The sequence below is a fragment of the Pseudomonas lalkuanensis genome (assembly GCF_008807375.1).
GTDB lineage: Bacteria > Pseudomonadota > Gammaproteobacteria > Pseudomonadales > Pseudomonadaceae > Metapseudomonas > Metapseudomonas lalkuanensis.
In genome coordinates, this window is record NZ_CP043311.1 from 3243729 (window position 1) to 3258728 (window position 15000).

The 15000-nt window shown below is 65.6% G+C and carries 15 protein-coding genes; 2 read left to right on the forward strand and 13 right to left on the reverse strand.

Annotated features, from left to right (window positions below):
* Positions 1-100: 100 nt before the first annotated feature.
* The 5 genes from pcaF to FXN65_RS15085 all read right to left on the reverse strand — a co-directional run bounded on the left by pcaF (position 101) and on the right by FXN65_RS15085 (position 4780).
* Entirely contained in the window at positions 101-1306 is a 1206-nt protein-coding gene (gene pcaF / locus FXN65_RS15065) for a 3-oxoadipyl-CoA thiolase (protein WP_151133957.1), read from the reverse strand.
* Positions 1303-2085 carry a CoA-transferase subunit beta gene (locus tag FXN65_RS15070; RefSeq protein WP_151133958.1) on the reverse strand — a complete coding sequence of 261 codons (783 nt, stop codon included), beginning with the start codon at positions 2083-2085 and terminating at the stop codon, positions 1303-1305. The genes pcaF and FXN65_RS15070 overlap by 4 nt, the downstream gene beginning before the upstream one ends.
* A complete protein-coding gene (locus tag FXN65_RS15075; RefSeq protein WP_151133959.1) occupies positions 2085-2933 on the reverse strand; it encodes a CoA transferase subunit A in 849 nt (282 codons plus the stop codon). Before FXN65_RS15075 ends, FXN65_RS15070 begins: the two co-directional genes overlap by 1 nt.
* 155 nt (positions 2934-3088) lie before the next feature.
* The gene (locus FXN65_RS15080) at positions 3089-3589 is read right to left on the reverse strand and encodes a VOC family protein (RefSeq protein ID WP_151133960.1); all 501 of its coding nucleotides are present in this window, start codon (positions 3587-3589) and stop codon (positions 3089-3091) included.
* 141 nt (positions 3590-3730) lie between these two features.
* Positions 3731-4780, reverse strand: coding sequence for an NAD(P)H-dependent flavin oxidoreductase (locus tag FXN65_RS15085; RefSeq protein WP_151133961.1), 1050 nt, complete (start codon positions 4778-4780; stop codon positions 3731-3733).
* 94 nt (positions 4781-4874) lie between these two features.
* On the opposite strand from FXN65_RS15085, the gene FXN65_RS15090 reads away from it, so the two are divergent.
* Positions 4875-5750: a LysR family transcriptional regulator gene (locus FXN65_RS15090; protein WP_151133962.1), complete on the forward strand. Its 876-nt coding sequence runs from the start codon at positions 4875-4877 to the stop codon at positions 5748-5750.
* Positions 5751-5764: 14 nt separating this feature from the next.
* Here the strand turns inward: FXN65_RS15090 and FXN65_RS15095 are convergent, their stop codons facing one another.
* The 6 genes from FXN65_RS15095 to gorA all read right to left on the reverse strand — a co-directional run bounded on the left by FXN65_RS15095 (position 5765) and on the right by gorA (position 12032).
* Positions 5765-6223: a GFA family protein gene (locus FXN65_RS15095; RefSeq protein WP_178119341.1), complete on the reverse strand. Its 459-nt coding sequence runs from the start codon at positions 6221-6223 to the stop codon at positions 5765-5767.
* Positions 6224-6397: 174 nt separating this feature from the next.
* A complete protein-coding gene (locus FXN65_RS15100; protein ID WP_151133964.1) occupies positions 6398-7567 on the reverse strand; it encodes an iron-containing alcohol dehydrogenase in 1170 nt (389 codons plus the stop codon).
* 8 nt (positions 7568-7575) lie between these two features.
* Positions 7576-8967 (reverse strand): aldehyde dehydrogenase family protein, encoded by a 1392-nt coding sequence (locus tag FXN65_RS15105; RefSeq protein ID WP_151133965.1) that lies wholly within the window; start codon positions 8965-8967, stop codon positions 7576-7578.
* A 49-nt stretch (positions 8968-9016) separates the two neighbouring features.
* The gene (locus FXN65_RS15110; protein WP_151133966.1) at positions 9017-9823 is read right to left on the reverse strand and encodes a dienelactone hydrolase family protein; all 807 of its coding nucleotides are present in this window, start codon (positions 9821-9823) and stop codon (positions 9017-9019) included.
* A gap of 220 nt (positions 9824-10043) precedes the next feature.
* The gene (locus FXN65_RS15115) at positions 10044-10667 is read right to left on the reverse strand and encodes a trimeric intracellular cation channel family protein (RefSeq protein WP_151133967.1); all 624 of its coding nucleotides are present in this window, start codon (positions 10665-10667) and stop codon (positions 10044-10046) included.
* A 6-nt stretch (positions 10668-10673) separates the two neighbouring features.
* The gene (gene gorA, locus FXN65_RS15120) at positions 10674-12032 is read right to left on the reverse strand and encodes a glutathione-disulfide reductase (protein WP_151133968.1); all 1359 of its coding nucleotides are present in this window, start codon (positions 12030-12032) and stop codon (positions 10674-10676) included.
* A gap of 95 nt (positions 12033-12127) precedes the next feature.
* Between gorA and FXN65_RS15125 the strand changes: the two genes are divergently transcribed.
* A complete protein-coding gene (locus FXN65_RS15125; RefSeq protein ID WP_151133969.1) occupies positions 12128-12556 on the forward strand; it encodes a VOC family protein in 429 nt (142 codons plus the stop codon).
* Positions 12557-12737: 181 nt separating this feature from the next.
* Here FXN65_RS15125 and galU read toward each other — a convergent pair whose 3' ends face one another.
* The gene (gene galU, locus FXN65_RS15130; protein WP_028628025.1) at positions 12738-13577 is read right to left on the reverse strand and encodes a UTP--glucose-1-phosphate uridylyltransferase GalU; all 840 of its coding nucleotides are present in this window, start codon (positions 13575-13577) and stop codon (positions 12738-12740) included.
* Between the two features lie 47 nt (positions 13578-13624).
* Positions 13625-14986 carry a UDP-glucose dehydrogenase family protein gene (locus FXN65_RS15135; protein ID WP_151133970.1) on the reverse strand — a complete coding sequence of 454 codons (1362 nt, stop codon included), beginning with the start codon at positions 14984-14986 and terminating at the stop codon, positions 13625-13627.
* Positions 14987-15000: the final 14 nt, after the last annotated feature.

A 15000-nucleotide genomic window follows, 5' to 3' on the forward strand; every position in this document is an offset into this window, starting at 1 on the left:
CGTTTTATAGCAGCCGGCCGCATGGAGCCAGCTTTTGCGCGGCATGGCCGGTGCGCACGGCGCCCCCTACGGTAGGGTGTGCCGTGCGCACCAGGAGCTGTCAGACCCGCTCGATGGCCAGCGCCAGGCCTTGGCCTACCCCCACGCACATGGTCGCGAGGCCAAGCTTGCCGCCGGATTTCTCCAGCTGGTGCAGCGCGGTCTGGACCAGGCGCGCGCCGCTGGCACCCAGTGGGTGCCCAAGGGCGATGGCGCCGCCGTTGGGGTTGACCTTGTCGCTGTCGTCGGCGATGCCGAGTTCACGCATCACGGCCAGGCCCTGTGCGGCGAAAGCTTCGTTCAGCTCGATCACGTCGAAGTCGCCGATGGCGAGGTTCAGGCGTTCCATCAGTTTGCGAACTGCCGGCACCGGGCCGATGCCCATCACGCGCGGGGCAACGCCGGCGCTGGCCATGCCGAGCACTTTCGCGCGCGGGGTCAGGCCGTGTTTCTTCACCGCCTCGGCGGACGCCAGGATCAGCGCCACGGCACCGTCGTTCACGCCCGAAGCGTTGCCGGCAGTAACGGTCTTGCCTTCCTCGTTGACCGGCTTCAGCTTGGCCAGGGCTTCGAGGGTGGTGTCGGGACGCAGGTGCTCGTCCTGGTCGACCACGGTCTCACCCTTCTTGCCCTTGATCACCACCGGGACGATTTCCTCGGCGAAGAAACCTTCAGCCTGGGCGCGACCGGCACGTTGCTGGCTGCGCAGGGAGAACAGGTCCTGGTCCTCGCGGGAAACCTTGTAGTCGTCGGCCACGTTGTCCGCGGTCTGCGGCATGGCATCGACGCCGTACTGTGCCTTCATCAGCGGGTTGATGAAGCGCCAGCCGATGGTGGTGTCTTCGATCTTCTGGGTACGGCCGAAAGCGCTGTCGGACTTGCCCATCACATAGGGCGCCCGGGACATGGACTCCACGCCGCCGGCAATCGCCATTTCCATTTCGCCCGAGGCGATGGCGCGGAAGGCGGTGCCCACCGCGTCCATGCCCGAGGCGCACAGGCGGTTCAGGGTCACGCCGGGAATGCTGTCCGGCAGGCCGGCCAGGAGCAGCGCCATGCGTGCGACGTTGCGGTTGTCCTCGCCGGCCTGGTTGGCGCAGCCGAGGAACACTTCATCGAGCAGGTCCCATTTGACCTGGGGATTGCGCTCCACCAGGGCCTTGATCGGAATGGCGGCCAGGTCGTCGGCGCGAACTGGCGCCAGGGAACCGCCGAAGCGGCCGATGGGCGTGCGGATCGCGTCGCAGATATAGACCTCGCGGCTCATTCCTCACCCCCTTGCTGGCCATGGGCGGCGGCAGTGCGGGCCTCGAGGGCACGCAGCGCGGTCAGTTCGGTTTCGTTCGGCGCTGCGGTTTCGCCGACTTCAGCGGCAAAGCGAATGGCCCAGCCGGTGTTCTCGATCACCTGCTCGCGGGTCACGCCCGGGTGCAGCGAGGTCACGATGAATTCGTTGGTACCGGCTTCCGGTTCCATGATGCAGAGATCGGTGATCAGCGCCACCGGGCCTTTGCCAGGCAGGCCGAGCTGCTTGCGATGGTCGCCGCCTTCGCCGTGGCCGACGGAGGTGATGAAGGCCAGCTTGTCGACGAAGGTTCGGTGGGACTGCTTGAGGATGATCAGCACTTCCTTGGCGGAACCGGCGATCTCCGGGGCACCGCCTGCACCAGGCAAACGTACCTTCGGGCTGTTGTAGTCGCCGATCACGGTGGTGTTGATGTTGCCGAAGCGATCCACCTGGGCGGCGCCGAGGAAGCCGACGTCGATACGGCCGCCCTGCAGCCAGTAGCGGAAGATTTCGCCGGTGGGCACCACGGTGTCCGCAGTCTCGGCCAGCTCGCCGTCGCCAATGGACAGCGGCAGCACGCTCGGCTTGGCACCGATGGGGCCGGACTCATAGATCAGCACCACGTCCGGGGACGAGGTCAGGCGCGCCAGGTTGGCGGCCTTGGACGGCAAGCCGATGCCGACGAAGCAGACGGCACCATTGTTCAGGCGGCGGGCAGCCGCCACGGTCATCATTTCATTGGTGGTATAGGCGCTCATCACTTGGCCTCCGCAATCTTGGCTTGGAACTCGCTGAAATCCCTGGTGCCGCGGATGTACTCATCGATCCAGGCAGTGAAGGTTTCGCGGTTGCGGGCGATCGGGTCCCAGGCCTGGTAGAAGCGGTTGTCGCGTTCGTAGTAGCCATGGGCGTAGGACGGATGGGCGCCACCGGGGACGTGGCAAACAGCGGTCAGGGCCCAGGTGGGCAGGACGCAGGCGTTCATCGGTGCGTTGAGGTCGTCGACGATTTCTTCGACGGTGACGATGCAGCGCTTGGCTGCCAGGGCCGCTTCCTTCTGCACGCCGAGGATGCCCCAGAGCAGCACGTTGCCCTTGCGGTCGGCCTTCTGCGCGTGGATCACGGTGACGTCCGGGCGGACCGAGGGCACGGCAGCCAGTTGCTCACCGGTGAACGGGCACTGGATGAACTTGATGTTCGGGTTGACCTTCGGCAGGTCGGAACCGGCGTAGGCGCGCAGCACGGCGAACGGCAGGCCGGATGCACCGGCTACATAGGAATTGGCCAGGTCGGCATGGCTGTGCTCGTCGATTTCCAGGGCATTCGGCCACTGCTTCTCCACGGCGTCGCGCAGGCGGTGCAGCGAACCCACGCCGGGGTTGCCACCCCAGGAGAAGGTCAGCTTGCGGGTGCAGCCGGCGCCGATCAGCAGGTCATAAACCAGGTCGGGCGTCATGCGTACCACGTGCAGGTCTTTCTTGCCCTGGCGGATGATTTCGTGGGAAGCGGCAGTAGGAATCAGGTGGGTGAAGCCCTCGAGGGCTACTTTGTCGCCGTCGTTGATGAAACGCTCGACGGCTTCGCGGAGGGAAATGATTTCAGCCATGGTCGATCTCGTGTTGTTATCCAGGGCGATTGGGGCGCCGGGTGAGCAAAAAGTACTCCCCGGCCCCACCCCGGACAATCCGATAATCGACTATTCGTGCGTTTATCGAACAGATGTGTATCCTGCTACCGAATCCGCTCCGGGCCGCATCGGCCTCAGCCGTCGAAGGCTTTCTGCAAGGCCGCGATATCCAGCTTCTTCATCTGCATCATCGCCGCGAAGGCACGCTGGGACGGCGCCGACAGCGAGTCCTCGAGCATTTCCAGCATGGCGATGGGCACCACCTGCCAGGACAGCCCGTAGCGGTCCTTGAGCCAGCCGCACTGCTGGGCATTCGGGTCGCCACCGGCGGAAAGCCGGTCCCAGTAGTAGTCCAGTTCTTCCTGGTCGTCACAGTGGATCTGGAAGGACAAGGCCTCGTTGAATTTGAACACCGGTCCGCCGTTGAGCGCGGTGAAACGCTGGCCGTCCAGCTCGAAGTCCACGGTGAGCACCGATCCCGGGGGCCGGCCATGGACGTCGCGGCCCGCCTCGCCGTAGCGACTCATGGCCGTGATCTTCGAATTGGGGAAGATGCCGACGTAGAAGTTGGCGGCAGCCTCCGCCTGATCGTCGAACCAAAGGCACGGGACGATGGTGTGAATCCGCTTGCTCATGGTGCACCTCCTGGCAGGTGGAATGACGATAGCCAATCATCCTCTGGTCGATTGGTGCCCCGACAAATCGACATGGCTCGATGAATTCCCGTAGGAGCCAGCTTGCTGGCGAAACAATGCCTTTCGCTGGCAAGCCAGCTCCTACAGATGCATCTCCTCAACCAGCACCTTCACCAGTTCCGCCGCGGGCATCTCCCGCGCCAGCGGCGCGCCCTGCCCCGCCCATTGCACGGCGAAGTCGTTGCAGCCCTTGGCGCTGGCGGCGGCGTGCAGGGCCTTGGCGGCATCGTAGGTATTCGGGTAGTCCGGCAGGGCCGGGGCATCGGCAGTGTCGAGATCGGTCCAGAGGCGATTGACCATGCCACGGGCGGCGCGGCCGGAAATGGCGGCGGTGATGCGCGTCTGGTGGGCACGCTCGCCTTTCAGGGCCGCGCGATAGGCGGCGTTGGCGGCGGATTCTGGGCACGGCACGAAAGCGGTACCCAGTTGCGCGCCCTGGGCACCCAGCGCCAGTACGGCACGGATGCCCTGCCCGTCCATGATGCCGCCGGCGGCGATCACCGGCAGGCGGCAGTTGCGGGCGATCAGCCTCACCAGCGCCAGGGTGCCGATGCCAGCGTCGCCTTTCTCGGGCTCGAACACGCCACGATGGCCACCGGCCTCGATGCCCTGGGCCACGATGGCATCGACCCCCGCAGCCTCCACCAGGCGGGCCTCTTCCAGGCTCGTGGCGCTGGCCAGCAGGACGATACCGGCTGCCTTGAGCGCATCGATCCAGTCGCGGGAAGGCAGGCCGAAATGAAAGCTGACGACGGCCGGACGCTCATCAAGCAGCATCTGCACCATCTCCGGGTCGGCCAGGAAGCTCTTGTAGATCTCGCGAATGCTGGCCGGCGGCTCGGCACCGAACTCGGCGAACAGCGGTCGCAAGTGTTCCAGCCAGGTGGCCTCACGCTCGGCGTCAGCCAAAGCCGGGCGATGGCAGAACAGGTTGACGTTGAAGGGGCGGCTGGTCAGGGCTCGGGTTTCCGCCAGCATGGCGCGGGCCTGGGCCGGAGTGCTGGCACCGATGCCGATGGAGCCCAGGGCGCCGGCATTGGACACGGCAGCCGCGAGGGCCGGGGTGGAAACACCCACCATGGGGGCCTGGATGATGGGGTGTTCGATGCCGAGCAATTGGGTGATGGACATGACGCAGCAACTCCGTTGTACGTGAAATCCTGGCCAATCTATCTCAAATAGAGAATAATTTTAAGCATTCATTCTCTATTTGAGATCATTAGCCATGGATCTATCCAGCCTGGAGATATTCCGCGCCGTGGCCCTGGAGCACAGCGTGACCCGTGCGGCCCAGCGCCTGCAGCGGGCGCAGTCCAACGTCACCACGCGGATCCGCCAGCTCGAGGACGAGTTGGGGACGCCTCTCTTCCTCCGGGACGGCAAACGCATGACCCTGACCGATCGCGGCCAGGCCTTCCTCGACTACAGCGAGCGACTGCTGGCCCTGGCGGACGAAGCGCGCCAGGCCATGCACCCGCAACAACCCGGCGGCCGCCTGCGCCTGGGCAGCATGGAAAGCACCGCCGCCAGTCGCCTGCCCGGCCCGCTCTCGCGCTTTCACGGCCAGTGCCCGGAGGTGGAACTGGAGGTGAGCACCGGCACCAGCCAGGCGCTGCTGGAAGGCGTGCTCGCCCGCCGCCTGGATTGCGCCCTGGTGGCTTGGCCGGAGGACAAGGGGCCCTGGCAAGAGGAAGTCGCCAGCCTCGGACTGGAGGCCCTGCCGGTGTTCGAGGAGGAGCTGCTGCTGGTACTGCCTGCCGGTCACCCGCCCGTGGACGGCCCTGCCGATGTCCGGGTCAACGGCCTGGCAGGCTTCGCCGAGGGCTGCACCTACCGGCAGATCGCCGAGAACTGGTTGTCCGCCGATGGGCGCCCGCAGCCGAAGGTGCAGCAGGTGGGCTCCTACCACGCCATCCTCGCTTGCGTGGCGGCCGGCTCCAGTGTCGGCATCCTGCCGCGCTCGGTACTGGAATTGCAGCGCGAGCCATCCCGCCTCCGCCAATTGCCGCTGATGCAGGTCCCTACCCTGCTGGTCTGGCGCCAAGGCTACGCAACCGCCTCCTTCGAGGCGTTCCGCGAGGTACTGCGCAACGCCGGCTGATGCTCGATGGCGGGTTACCCGGCCTGCCATTCCACCGGCTCACCGCTGTTGGCCCAGCCCTCGTGGCGTGGCAGGCCATCGTCCGGCAGGGTCAGCAATGGGTGCTTGGAGCGCACGAACACATAGCGATCCGGCTTGCCGCCGGCATCGCACTCGCGGTCCAGGGTCGGGACGTGGACCAGCTCGAAATCCGGGAAGCTGTCCACGTGCAGGTACATGTGGCAACCGCATTCCGAGCAGAAATAGCGATGACAGGTGGACTTGGAATGGAAGCACTTGAGCTTGCCGGCATTGGCGGTGATCTTGAAGGCATTTCGGTCCACTACCGCGATGATCGCCATGGCGCCGCCGCAGGTGTCAGTGCAATCGGTGCACAGGCAGTAATGCACTTCCGCAGGTCGGGCGCTGTATTCGTAGCGCACCGGGTTGTCGTCGCACCGGCAGCCGCCGACCGCCTTGAATGACTCGGTCATGACCGTTCTCCCATCGAAGTTGAACCTGACGCCCGCGCCGGAGCGTGCCGGCATGCACCGGCGAGGGCCTGGTTCGTGGATGTGGGAAGAACGCCGGGAAACCGCCCCGGAGCGGGCCTTTGGCCGCGCAGGTACGGATCAGGTGTACCTCACCGCTGCATTGTTCAGATTAGTTCAGAGCCTGCCGTGCAGCGCCTTCTCGAAGATGCGGCTGTAGGTTTGCGCGTCGTACGGCACCGGGTTGGTGCCCGCCGAGGGATCGACTTCCGCCATCCGCCCGACCTGTTCGATACGCGCGTCATCGATGCCGATTTCCCCGAGGCTATGGGGAATATCCAGCTCGCTGCGCAGGTTCACCACCCAGTCGAGCACGCCAGCGAAACCCGCCTTGGACAGCCCGAGGTAACGGGCCAGACGAGCCATGGGGCCTTCGATGTGGGCGCGGTTGGCCTGCAGCACGTAAGGCATCAGCACCGCATTCAGCAGGCCGTGGTGGGCGTCATAGAGTGCGCCGAGGGGATGGGCCAGGGCATGCATGGCGCCGAGACCGCGCTGGAATGCGGTGGCGCCCATGCTGGAAGCCACCAGCATCTGCAGCCGGGCTTCCACGTCGCTGCCCTTGGCGGTGGCCCGTGGCAGGTAGTCCTTGACCAGGCGCATGCCCTCCAGGGCGATGCCCTCGGCCATCGGGTGGTAAAGCGGCGAGCAGTAGGCTTCCAGGCTATGGGACAGGGCATCCATGCCGGTCGCGGCGGTGATTTTCGGCGGCAGCCCGACGGTGAGTTCCGGGTCGAGGATGACGATGGCCGGCAGCATGCGGGCGTGGAAGATGATGCGTTTGACGTGTGCCTGGTCGTCGGTGATGACCGCCGCGCGCCCCACTTCGGAACCGGTGCCCGCGGTGGTGGGAACGGCGACTACCGGCGCCATGCCCGCCACGTTGACCCGCGAGGCGTTGTCACCGACATCTTCGAAGTCCCACAGCGGACGGTCCTGCCCCACCATCAGCGCGATGGCCTTGCCGGCGTCCAGTGCCGAGCCGCCACCGTAGGCGATCACGCCGTCGTGCCCGCCGGCCTTGAAGGCCGCCACGCCATCCATCACGTTCGGCCCGGTGGGGTTGCCCTTGATCTGATGGAAGAGTCCGGCCTTGAGCCCCGAATCGCGGCATTGGCGCAGGGCCGCGTCGATCATTGGCATCGCGGCAAGGCCCGGGTCGGTGACCAGTAGCGGTGCGCGCATGCCCAGTTCGCGGCAAGCCGCGTCCAGATCGGCGATGCGGCCGGCGCCGACGCGCACCGAGGTCGGGTAGTTCCAGTTCATGCGGAAGTGGCTCAGGTCCATGGCGCGCCTCACAGGCTGGTCTTGAAGTGGAAGGACTTGGGCCGGGTCAGGTGCTCGTAGCCCACCCGCGACAGGGTGCAACCCCGCCCGGATTGCTTGACGCCGGTCCAGGCCAGTGCAGGGTCCAGGTAATCGCAGCGGTTGAGGAACACTGTGCCCGCCTCTACCCGGTCGGCCAGCGCCAGGGCAACGGCTTCATCCTGGCTGAAGATGGCGGCAGTCAATCCGTAGGGACTGTCGTTCATCAAGGCCAGCGCCTCTTCGTCGTCGCGCACCTTCTGGATGCCCACCACCGGGCCGAAGGATTCCTCGCTCATCACCCGCATGCCGTGGTGGACACCGGTCAGCACCTGCGGCGCCAGGTAGGCGCTGCCGGGCTCGTCCCGCGCGAAAGCGGTCGGGTCCAGATGGGCCCTGGCGCCCTGCCCCACGGCTTCGCGGATCTGCGCCCGGACGAACTCCGCCGCTTCCGCCCGGACCAGCGGCCCCAGAGTGGTTTCCGGATCGTCGGAACGCCCGAGGCGATACTGGCCCACCAGCGCCACCGCTTGCTCGACGAAGTCGTCGAAGAGATCGGCATGCACGTAGATGCGTTCGATACCGCAGCAGGACTGGCCGGAATTGAAGAACGCACCGTCGATGGCCGTCTCCACAGCGTGCGCGAGGTTGGCGTCGGCCCGCACGTAGGCCGGGTCCTTGCCACCCAGCTCCAGCCCGGTGCTGATGAAGCGTCCGGCAGCGGCCCGCTCGACCATGGCGCCGCCCGCCACCGAGCCGGTGAAGGCGACATGGCGAACCGGCTCGGCCTGGATCAGTTGCTCGGTGTCGCCGTGAGTCAGGTGCAGGTACTGCAGCACACCGGCAGGCAGGCCCGCCTCGGCGAAGGCTTCGACCATGCGCTCGGCGCAGAGCGGCGTCTGGGCGGAATGCTTGAGCAGCACGCAGTTGCCCGCCAGCAGCGCCGGCACCACGGCGTTCACGGCAGTCAGGTAGGGGTAGTTCCAGGGCGCGATGACCAGCGCCAGCCCGAGGGGTTCGCGGCGGATCATTCGGGTGAAGCCAGGTTTGTCCGGCAGGCGGATATCAGCCAGGGCGTCTTCGGCGATGTCGGCCATCCAGGTGGCGCGTTCGACGAAGCCGCGAATCTCACCCGGCGCATAGCGGATCGGCCGCCCCATCATCCAGCAGAGCTCTTCCGCCAGTTGCGCCTCGCGGGCGGCGAAGGCGGCTATCGCGCGGCGGGTGATGGCCACACGCTCGGCAACCGGGACGCCCTTCCACTTCCCGCGCGCGGCTTCGGCCCGCTCCAGTGCGGCGGCGATCTCCACTGACGAGGTCCAGGGCCGTTCGACGTAGACAGAGCCATCGATGGGTGAAAAGGTCTGCAACAGCTTGCTCATGGAGCGATCCCCCTGGATTGTCTGCCTTCATTCAGCCTGGCCAGCGCGCCTACTGGCCGAAGACTTCCTTGAACAGCGCCTGCATGTCGGCCCATGAATTTTCATCGGCCACCTTGCTGTAGCCCAGGTCCGGCCCCTTCTCGCTGCCGTGGCCGGCATGGCTCAGGCGATCGGCGTCCGGATTGCTGAAACTGTGCTTGGCCTTGGGCTGGATCACGACCCGGTAATCCGCCTGGGCCTTGTCGAACTCGTCCTTGAAGGTGTTGACCGACGCCATGGGCACCAGGGTGTCCTGCTCGCCATGCTCCACCAGCACCTTGGCCTTGACCGCGCCCGGCTTGGCCGCCGAGGTAGCGGCCAGCACGCCGTGGAAGCTGACGACCGCAGCCAGGGGCACGCCTTCGCGGGCCATGTCGAGCACCACCTTGCCGCCAAAGCAGTAGCCGATGGCGGCAAGCTTGTCGGGATCGGTCTGGGGCTGGGCCTTCAGCAGATCGAGGCCGGCGAGGAAGCGGGCCTTGGCCGCCGGCGCACTGGCCAGAGCCGCCTGCATGAACGCCTGGGCATCGGCCGGGTGCTCGGTGTTCTTGCCGTCGCCGTACATGTCGATGGCCAGGGCGCTGTAGCCAAGGGCGGCGAGGTCGCGGGCGCGGCGCTTGCTGTAGTCGTTGAGGCCCCACCACTCGTGGACCACTATCACCCCCGGACGCTTGCCGGTGATGGCGTCGTCGTAGGCGTAGTAACCGATCAGGGACGTGCCGTCCGGGGCCTTGTAGGGGATTTCACTGGTCTTGATTTCAGCCTGGACGAGGCTGGCGCCGAGGAGCAGCGCCAGCAACAGGGCGATTCTGGACATGCAGCTTTCCTCCAACCGGAAGTGAGAAGAACGACTGCATCCAGTGTCGCGCGTTTGCCGGATTTCGCCAGCGATCCCTGCGAAGATCCGTGCTGAACGTCAATTGTGGAGGCGATTTCAATCACCATGCGGACCGCAGGCTCGTCTATCCACACCTCAAGCCGCGCTGCCCTTGGCAAATGAACTCGCCCCCACAGGAAACGCGCCCCAGGGGTTCGCCTCAGTCCCGGTCGAGCAGGTGGAAGCGCGGCAGCGAGAGCCGCCAGTGGATGGCCGCCAGGCGGATCAGCAGCACCACCAGCATCGCCGCCGCAGTGACCAGCCACCCGGGCAGCGCCACCTCGCGCAAGGCCAGGAAGACCAGGGAACCGGCGATGCAGGCGATGGCGTAGATCTCCTTCTGGAAGATCAGCGGCACCTCGTTGCAGATGATGTCGCGCAATACGCCACCCCCCACGCCAGTGATCACCCCCATGATTACCGCCGTGCCCGGCTGCAGGTTGTGCTGCAGGGCGACTTCGGTGCCGTAGACGGTGAACACCGCCAGGCCGAAGGCGTCCGCCAGCAGCAGGCCGGTTTCGTTGATCGGCCGGGTCAGGCGAACCCAGATCACCGTGCCCACGGCAGCCAGGGAGGCGACCAGGATGTAGGTGTCGTCACGGATCCAGCTCACCGGGTGGTTGCCGAGGATGACATCACGCAGCGTGCCGCCGCCCAGGGCAGTGATGATGGCGATCACCAGCACGCCGAACAGGTCCATGGATTTGCGCCCCGCCATCAGGGCCCCCGTGATGGCGAAGACCGCTACGCCGAACAAGTCCGAGAGGTAGAAGAGTTTCTCCATTCGAGATCAGGCACCCACCGGGGTGCGCATGGTCACGAACTCTTCGGCGGCGGTGGGATGCACGCCGATGGTGTCGTCGAAAATGCGCTTGGTAGCACCGGCCTTGAGCGCGACGGCCAGCCCCTGGACGATTTCGCCGGCATCCGGCCCGACCATGTGGCAGCCGAGGACGCGATCGGTTTCGGCGTCCACCACCAGCTTCATCAGGGTGCGCTCCTGGTTCTCGGTCAGGGTCAGTTTCATGGGCCGGAAGCGGCTCTCGAAAATCTTCACCTTATGCCCGTTGGCGCGCGCTTGCTGCTCGGTCAGGCCAACCGTGCCGATGTTGGGCAGGCTGAACACGGCGGTGGGAATGTGCTGATAGTCCACCGGACGATATTCCTCGGGCTTGAACAGGCGGCGGGCCACGGCCATGCCTTCGGCCAGGGCGACCGGCGTGAGCTGCACGCGGCCGATCACATCGCCCAGGGCAAGGATGGACGGTTCGGTGGTCTGGAACTGCTCGTCCACCTTGATGAAGCCGCGCTCGTCCAGCTCGACGCCGGTGGTTTCCAGGCCCAGGCCATCGAGCATCGGGCGGCGTCCGGTGGCGTAGAACACGCAGTCGGTTTCCAGGTGGCGGCCATCCCGCAAGGTGGCCAGCAGGCTGCCGTCGGGCTGTTTCTCGATGCTGGCGATATCGGCGTTGAATTGCAGGTTCATACCCTTCTTGCCCAGCTCGTCGCGCAGGTGCGTGCGCACGGCGTCGTCGAAGCCGCGCAGGAACAGCTCGCGACGATAGAGCAGCGTGGTCTGGGCGCCCATGCCGTGGAAGATGGAAGCGAATTCGACGGCGATGTAGCCGCCGCCCACCACCAGCACGCGCTTGGGCAATTGTTCGAGGAAAAAGGCTTCGTTGGAGCTGATGGCGAACTCGCGCCCGGGAATGTCGGGGATCTGCGGCCAGCCGCCCGTGGCGATGAGAATGTTCCTGGCGCTGCAACGCTGGCCGGCGACTTCCACGGTGTGCGGGTCCACCAGCCGTGCGTGGCCTTCCAGCAGGGTGACGCCGCTGTTGACCAGCAGGTTGCGGTAGATGCCGTTGAGGCGGTGGATTTCGCGGTTCTTGTTGGCGATCAGGGTGGGCCAGTCGAAGCCGGCTTCATCGAGGCTCCAGCCGAATCCCTTGGCCTGCTCGAAGTCTTCGGCGAAGTGGGCGCCGTAGACCAGCAGCTTCTTCGGCACGCAGCCGACGTTGACGCAGGTGCCGCCCAGGTAGCGGCTCTCGGCGACGGCCACGCGGGCTCCGAAGCCGGCCGCAAAGCGCGCCGCACGCACACCGCCGGAACCGGCACCTATGACGAAGAGGTCGAAGTCGTAAGCCATGGCAAGTCTCCAGAAATCAAGCCGCCAGCATACCGGAAGATCTGTCTCTGACCAGTTGCCGGGCCTATTCTTGAGGCATCGAGAAGGAGATTCCCATGCGCCCCACCCTCACCCATGTGGCCCTTCATGTACCGGAGCTCGAGCCCTGCATCCGCTTCTATGCGGACTTCTGCGGGATGCGCGTCATCCACGAGCGTGCCGCCAAGGGTTCGAAGATCGTGTGGATGGCCGAACCCGGCAAGGAACACCAGTTCATCTTCGTGATCATGCCCGGAGGCCACGACCGCCACCTCGCCGCCGACGACTACAGCCACTTCGGCTTCGCCGTTGACAGCCGCGAACGGGTCGACGCCATCGCCGCCCAGGCCGAGGCGGTGGGTTGCCTGATCTGGCCACCCCGGGATGAACCCTATCCCGTGGGCTACTACTGTGGCCTGCGCGACCCGGCAGGCAACTATGTGGAATTCAGCTATGGCCAGCCGCTGGGGCCGGGGCCGGGGTCGGAGGCGATGCCGATCCCGTAGCGCGGGGTGTCATTCCCTTGCAGGAGCGAATTTATTCGCGAAGGACAGCGGAGCTGTCCCGATTGATGCAACCGTCGGTCTGCATTCGCGAGTGAATTCGCTCCCACATAGCCTCCACATGACTTCTCTGCCGCCGACAAAAAGGCCGCCCGAAGGCGGCCTTTCCACTGGCGTGGCCCGATCAGTAGGCCTTGCCGGTCTTGTACAGGTTCTCGAAGCAGTAGTTGGTCGCTTCGATGTAGCCTTCCGCGCCACCGCAGTCAAAACGCTTGCCCTTGAACTTGTAGGCCAGCACGCAGCCGTCCTGGGCCTGCTTCATCAGGGCGTCGGTGATCTGGATTTCGCCGCCTTTGCCCGGCTCGGTCTGTTCGATCAGGTCGAAGATGTCCGGAGTCAGGATGTAACGACCGATGATCGCCAGGTTGGACGGGGCGTCTTCCGGCTTCGGCTTTTCCACCATGCTGTTCACGCGGAAGATGTCGTCGCGGATCATCTCGCCGGCGATCACGCCGTACTTGGAGGTTTCTTCGCGCGGTACTTCCTGAATGGCGACGATGGAGCAGCGGAACTGGTTGTACAGCTTGACCATCTGGGTCAGCACGCCGTCACCTTCCAGGTTCAGGCACAGGTCGTCCGCCAGGACCACGGCAAAGGGCTCGTCGCCGATCAGCGGGCGACCGCTGAGGATGGCGTGGCCCAGGCCCTTCATTTCCACCTGACGGGTGTAGGAGAAGCTGCACTCGTCGATCAGGCGACGGATGCCGACCAGGTATTTCTCCTTGTCGGTGCCCTTGATCTGGTGCTCCAGCTCGTAGCTGATGTCGAAATGGTCTTCCAGGGCGCGCTTGCCACGGCCTGTAACGATGGAGATCTCGCTGAGGCCAGCGTCCAGGGCCTCTTCAACGCCGTACTGGATCAGCGGCTTGTTGACCACTGGCAGCATTTCCTTGGGCATCGCCTTGGTGGCCGGCAGGAAGCGGGTACCGTAACCGGCGGCGGGAAACAGGCATTTCTTGATCATTTCGATCCTTTGGGGTGGGTGTTATGGCGAATTGCCGCGCAGTCTAATCACGCGGCACTCGCCTTACAATGCCCGCTAGCGGGCCGTCCTATGCCCCGATAGAGGAACCCCGCTTCGACCAGCTGCGCCGGCTCGTAGAGGTTGCGTCCATCAAAGATCACGGGCATGCGCATAAGACCACGAATCCGCTCGAAGTTCGGCTGCCGGAACTGCTTCCATTCGGTGACCAGCACCAGCGCGTCAGCACCTTCAGCCGCGTCGTAGGGGGAGTCCACCAGGCGCAATTGGCCGGATTCGACCGCCTTCGGATAGCGTGCAGCCACCCCCGCATTGGCCACCGGGTCATGGGCCTGGACGCGCGCGCCGGCCTGCAGCAAGGCGTCCAGCAGTACCAGGCTGGGCGCTTCGCGAAGGTCGTCGGTGCCCGGCTTGAACGCCAGCCCCCAGAGCGCCACCACCCTTCCCTTCAGGAAGCCGCTGAAATGATCGCGCAGCGCCTGGAACAGCAAGGTCTTCTGCAACGCATTGCGGGCCTCCACGGCGCGCAGGATGCCAGGCTCCATGCCCTCCTGCTCGGCAGCGCGTATCAGCGCGCGCACATCCTTGGGGAAGCAGGAGCCGCCGTAGCCGCAGCCGGCATAGATGAAGTGGGTGCCGATGCGCTTGTCGCTGCCGACGCCACGACGCACGTCTTCGATGTCCACGCCCAGGCGTGCGCAGATACCGGCCATCTCGTTCATGAAGGAAATCTTGGTGGCGAGGAAGGCGTTGGAGGCGTACTTGGTGAACTCGGCGGCACGTACGCTCATGGCCAGCACCCGCTCGTGGTTGCGCAGGAATGGCGCATAGAGACGGCGCAGGTGCTCGGTGGCTTCGGCGTCGTCACAGCCGATGATGACCCGATCCGGGCGCATGAAATCGTCGATGGCCGAACCTTCCTTGAGGAATTCCGGATTGCTCGCGACCTGGACCTTGAAGCCCAGGCCACGCGCGGCAAGACCATCATGGATGCGTTGGGCGACGCGCTCCGCTGTACCCACCGGCACGGTGGACTTGTCTACCACCAGGCAAGGGCGCCTGAGGCTGGCGCCCAGCTCGTCGGCGACACCCAGCACATGGGAGAGGTCGGCCGAGCCGTCTTCGCCGCTGGGGGTGCCGACGGCGATGAAGATGACGTCCGCCTGGTCCACGCCCTCTTCCATATTCGCGGTGAAACTCAGCTGGCCGCTGGCGAGATGGGACTCGAGCATGGGCTCCAGGCCGGGTTCGTAGATGGGCGCCTGGCCCCGGGAAAGGCGCGCCAGGCGGAAGGGGTCACGCTCCACGCAGCTCACCTGGTTGCCCATTTCGGCAAAGCAGGTTGCCGTCACCAACCCCACATAACCCGCACCAATCACGCATAGCCGCATGGATAGCCCTCCGC

Coding starts and splice junctions, on each gene's coding strand:
- pcaF (WP_151133957.1), bottom strand. CDS start 1,306: ATGAGCCGCGAGGTCTATATCTGCGACGCGATCCGCACGCCCATCGGC.
- FXN65_RS15070 (WP_151133958.1), bottom strand. CDS start 2,085: ATGAGCGCCTATACCACCAATGAAATGATGACCGTGGCGGCTGCCCGC.
- FXN65_RS15110 (WP_151133966.1), bottom strand. CDS start 9,823: ATGTCCAGAATCGCCCTGTTGCTGGCGCTGCTCCTCGGCGCCAGCCTC.
- FXN65_RS15080 (WP_151133960.1), bottom strand. CDS start 3,589: ATGAGCAAGCGGATTCACACCATCGTCCCGTGCCTTTGGTTCGACGAT.
- FXN65_RS15090 (WP_151133962.1), top strand. CDS start 4,875: ATGGATCTATCCAGCCTGGAGATATTCCGCGCCGTGGCCCTGGAGCAC.
- FXN65_RS15125 (WP_151133969.1), top strand. CDS start 12,128: ATGCGCCCCACCCTCACCCATGTGGCCCTTCATGTACCGGAGCTCGAG.
- gorA (WP_151133968.1), bottom strand. CDS start 12,032: ATGGCTTACGACTTCGACCTCTTCGTCATAGGTGCCGGTTCCGGCGGT.
- FXN65_RS15135 (WP_151133970.1), bottom strand. CDS start 14,986: ATGCGGCTATGCGTGATTGGTGCGGGTTATGTGGGGTTGGTGACGGCA.
- FXN65_RS15100 (WP_151133964.1), bottom strand. CDS start 7,567: ATGGACCTGAGCCACTTCCGCATGAACTGGAACTACCCGACCTCGGTG.
- FXN65_RS15105 (WP_151133965.1), bottom strand. CDS start 8,967: ATGAGCAAGCTGTTGCAGACCTTTTCACCCATCGATGGCTCTGTCTAC.
- FXN65_RS15085 (WP_151133961.1), bottom strand. CDS start 4,780: ATGTCCATCACCCAATTGCTCGGCATCGAACACCCCATCATCCAGGCC.
- galU (WP_028628025.1), bottom strand. CDS start 13,577: ATGATCAAGAAATGCCTGTTTCCCGCCGCCGGTTACGGTACCCGCTTC.
- FXN65_RS15075 (WP_151133959.1), bottom strand. CDS start 2,933: ATGGCTGAAATCATTTCCCTCCGCGAAGCCGTCGAGCGTTTCATCAAC.
- FXN65_RS15115 (WP_151133967.1), bottom strand. CDS start 10,667: ATGGAGAAACTCTTCTACCTCTCGGACTTGTTCGGCGTAGCGGTCTTC.
- FXN65_RS15095 (WP_178119341.1), bottom strand. CDS start 6,223: ATGACCGAGTCATTCAAGGCGGTCGGCGGCTGCCGGTGCGACGACAAC.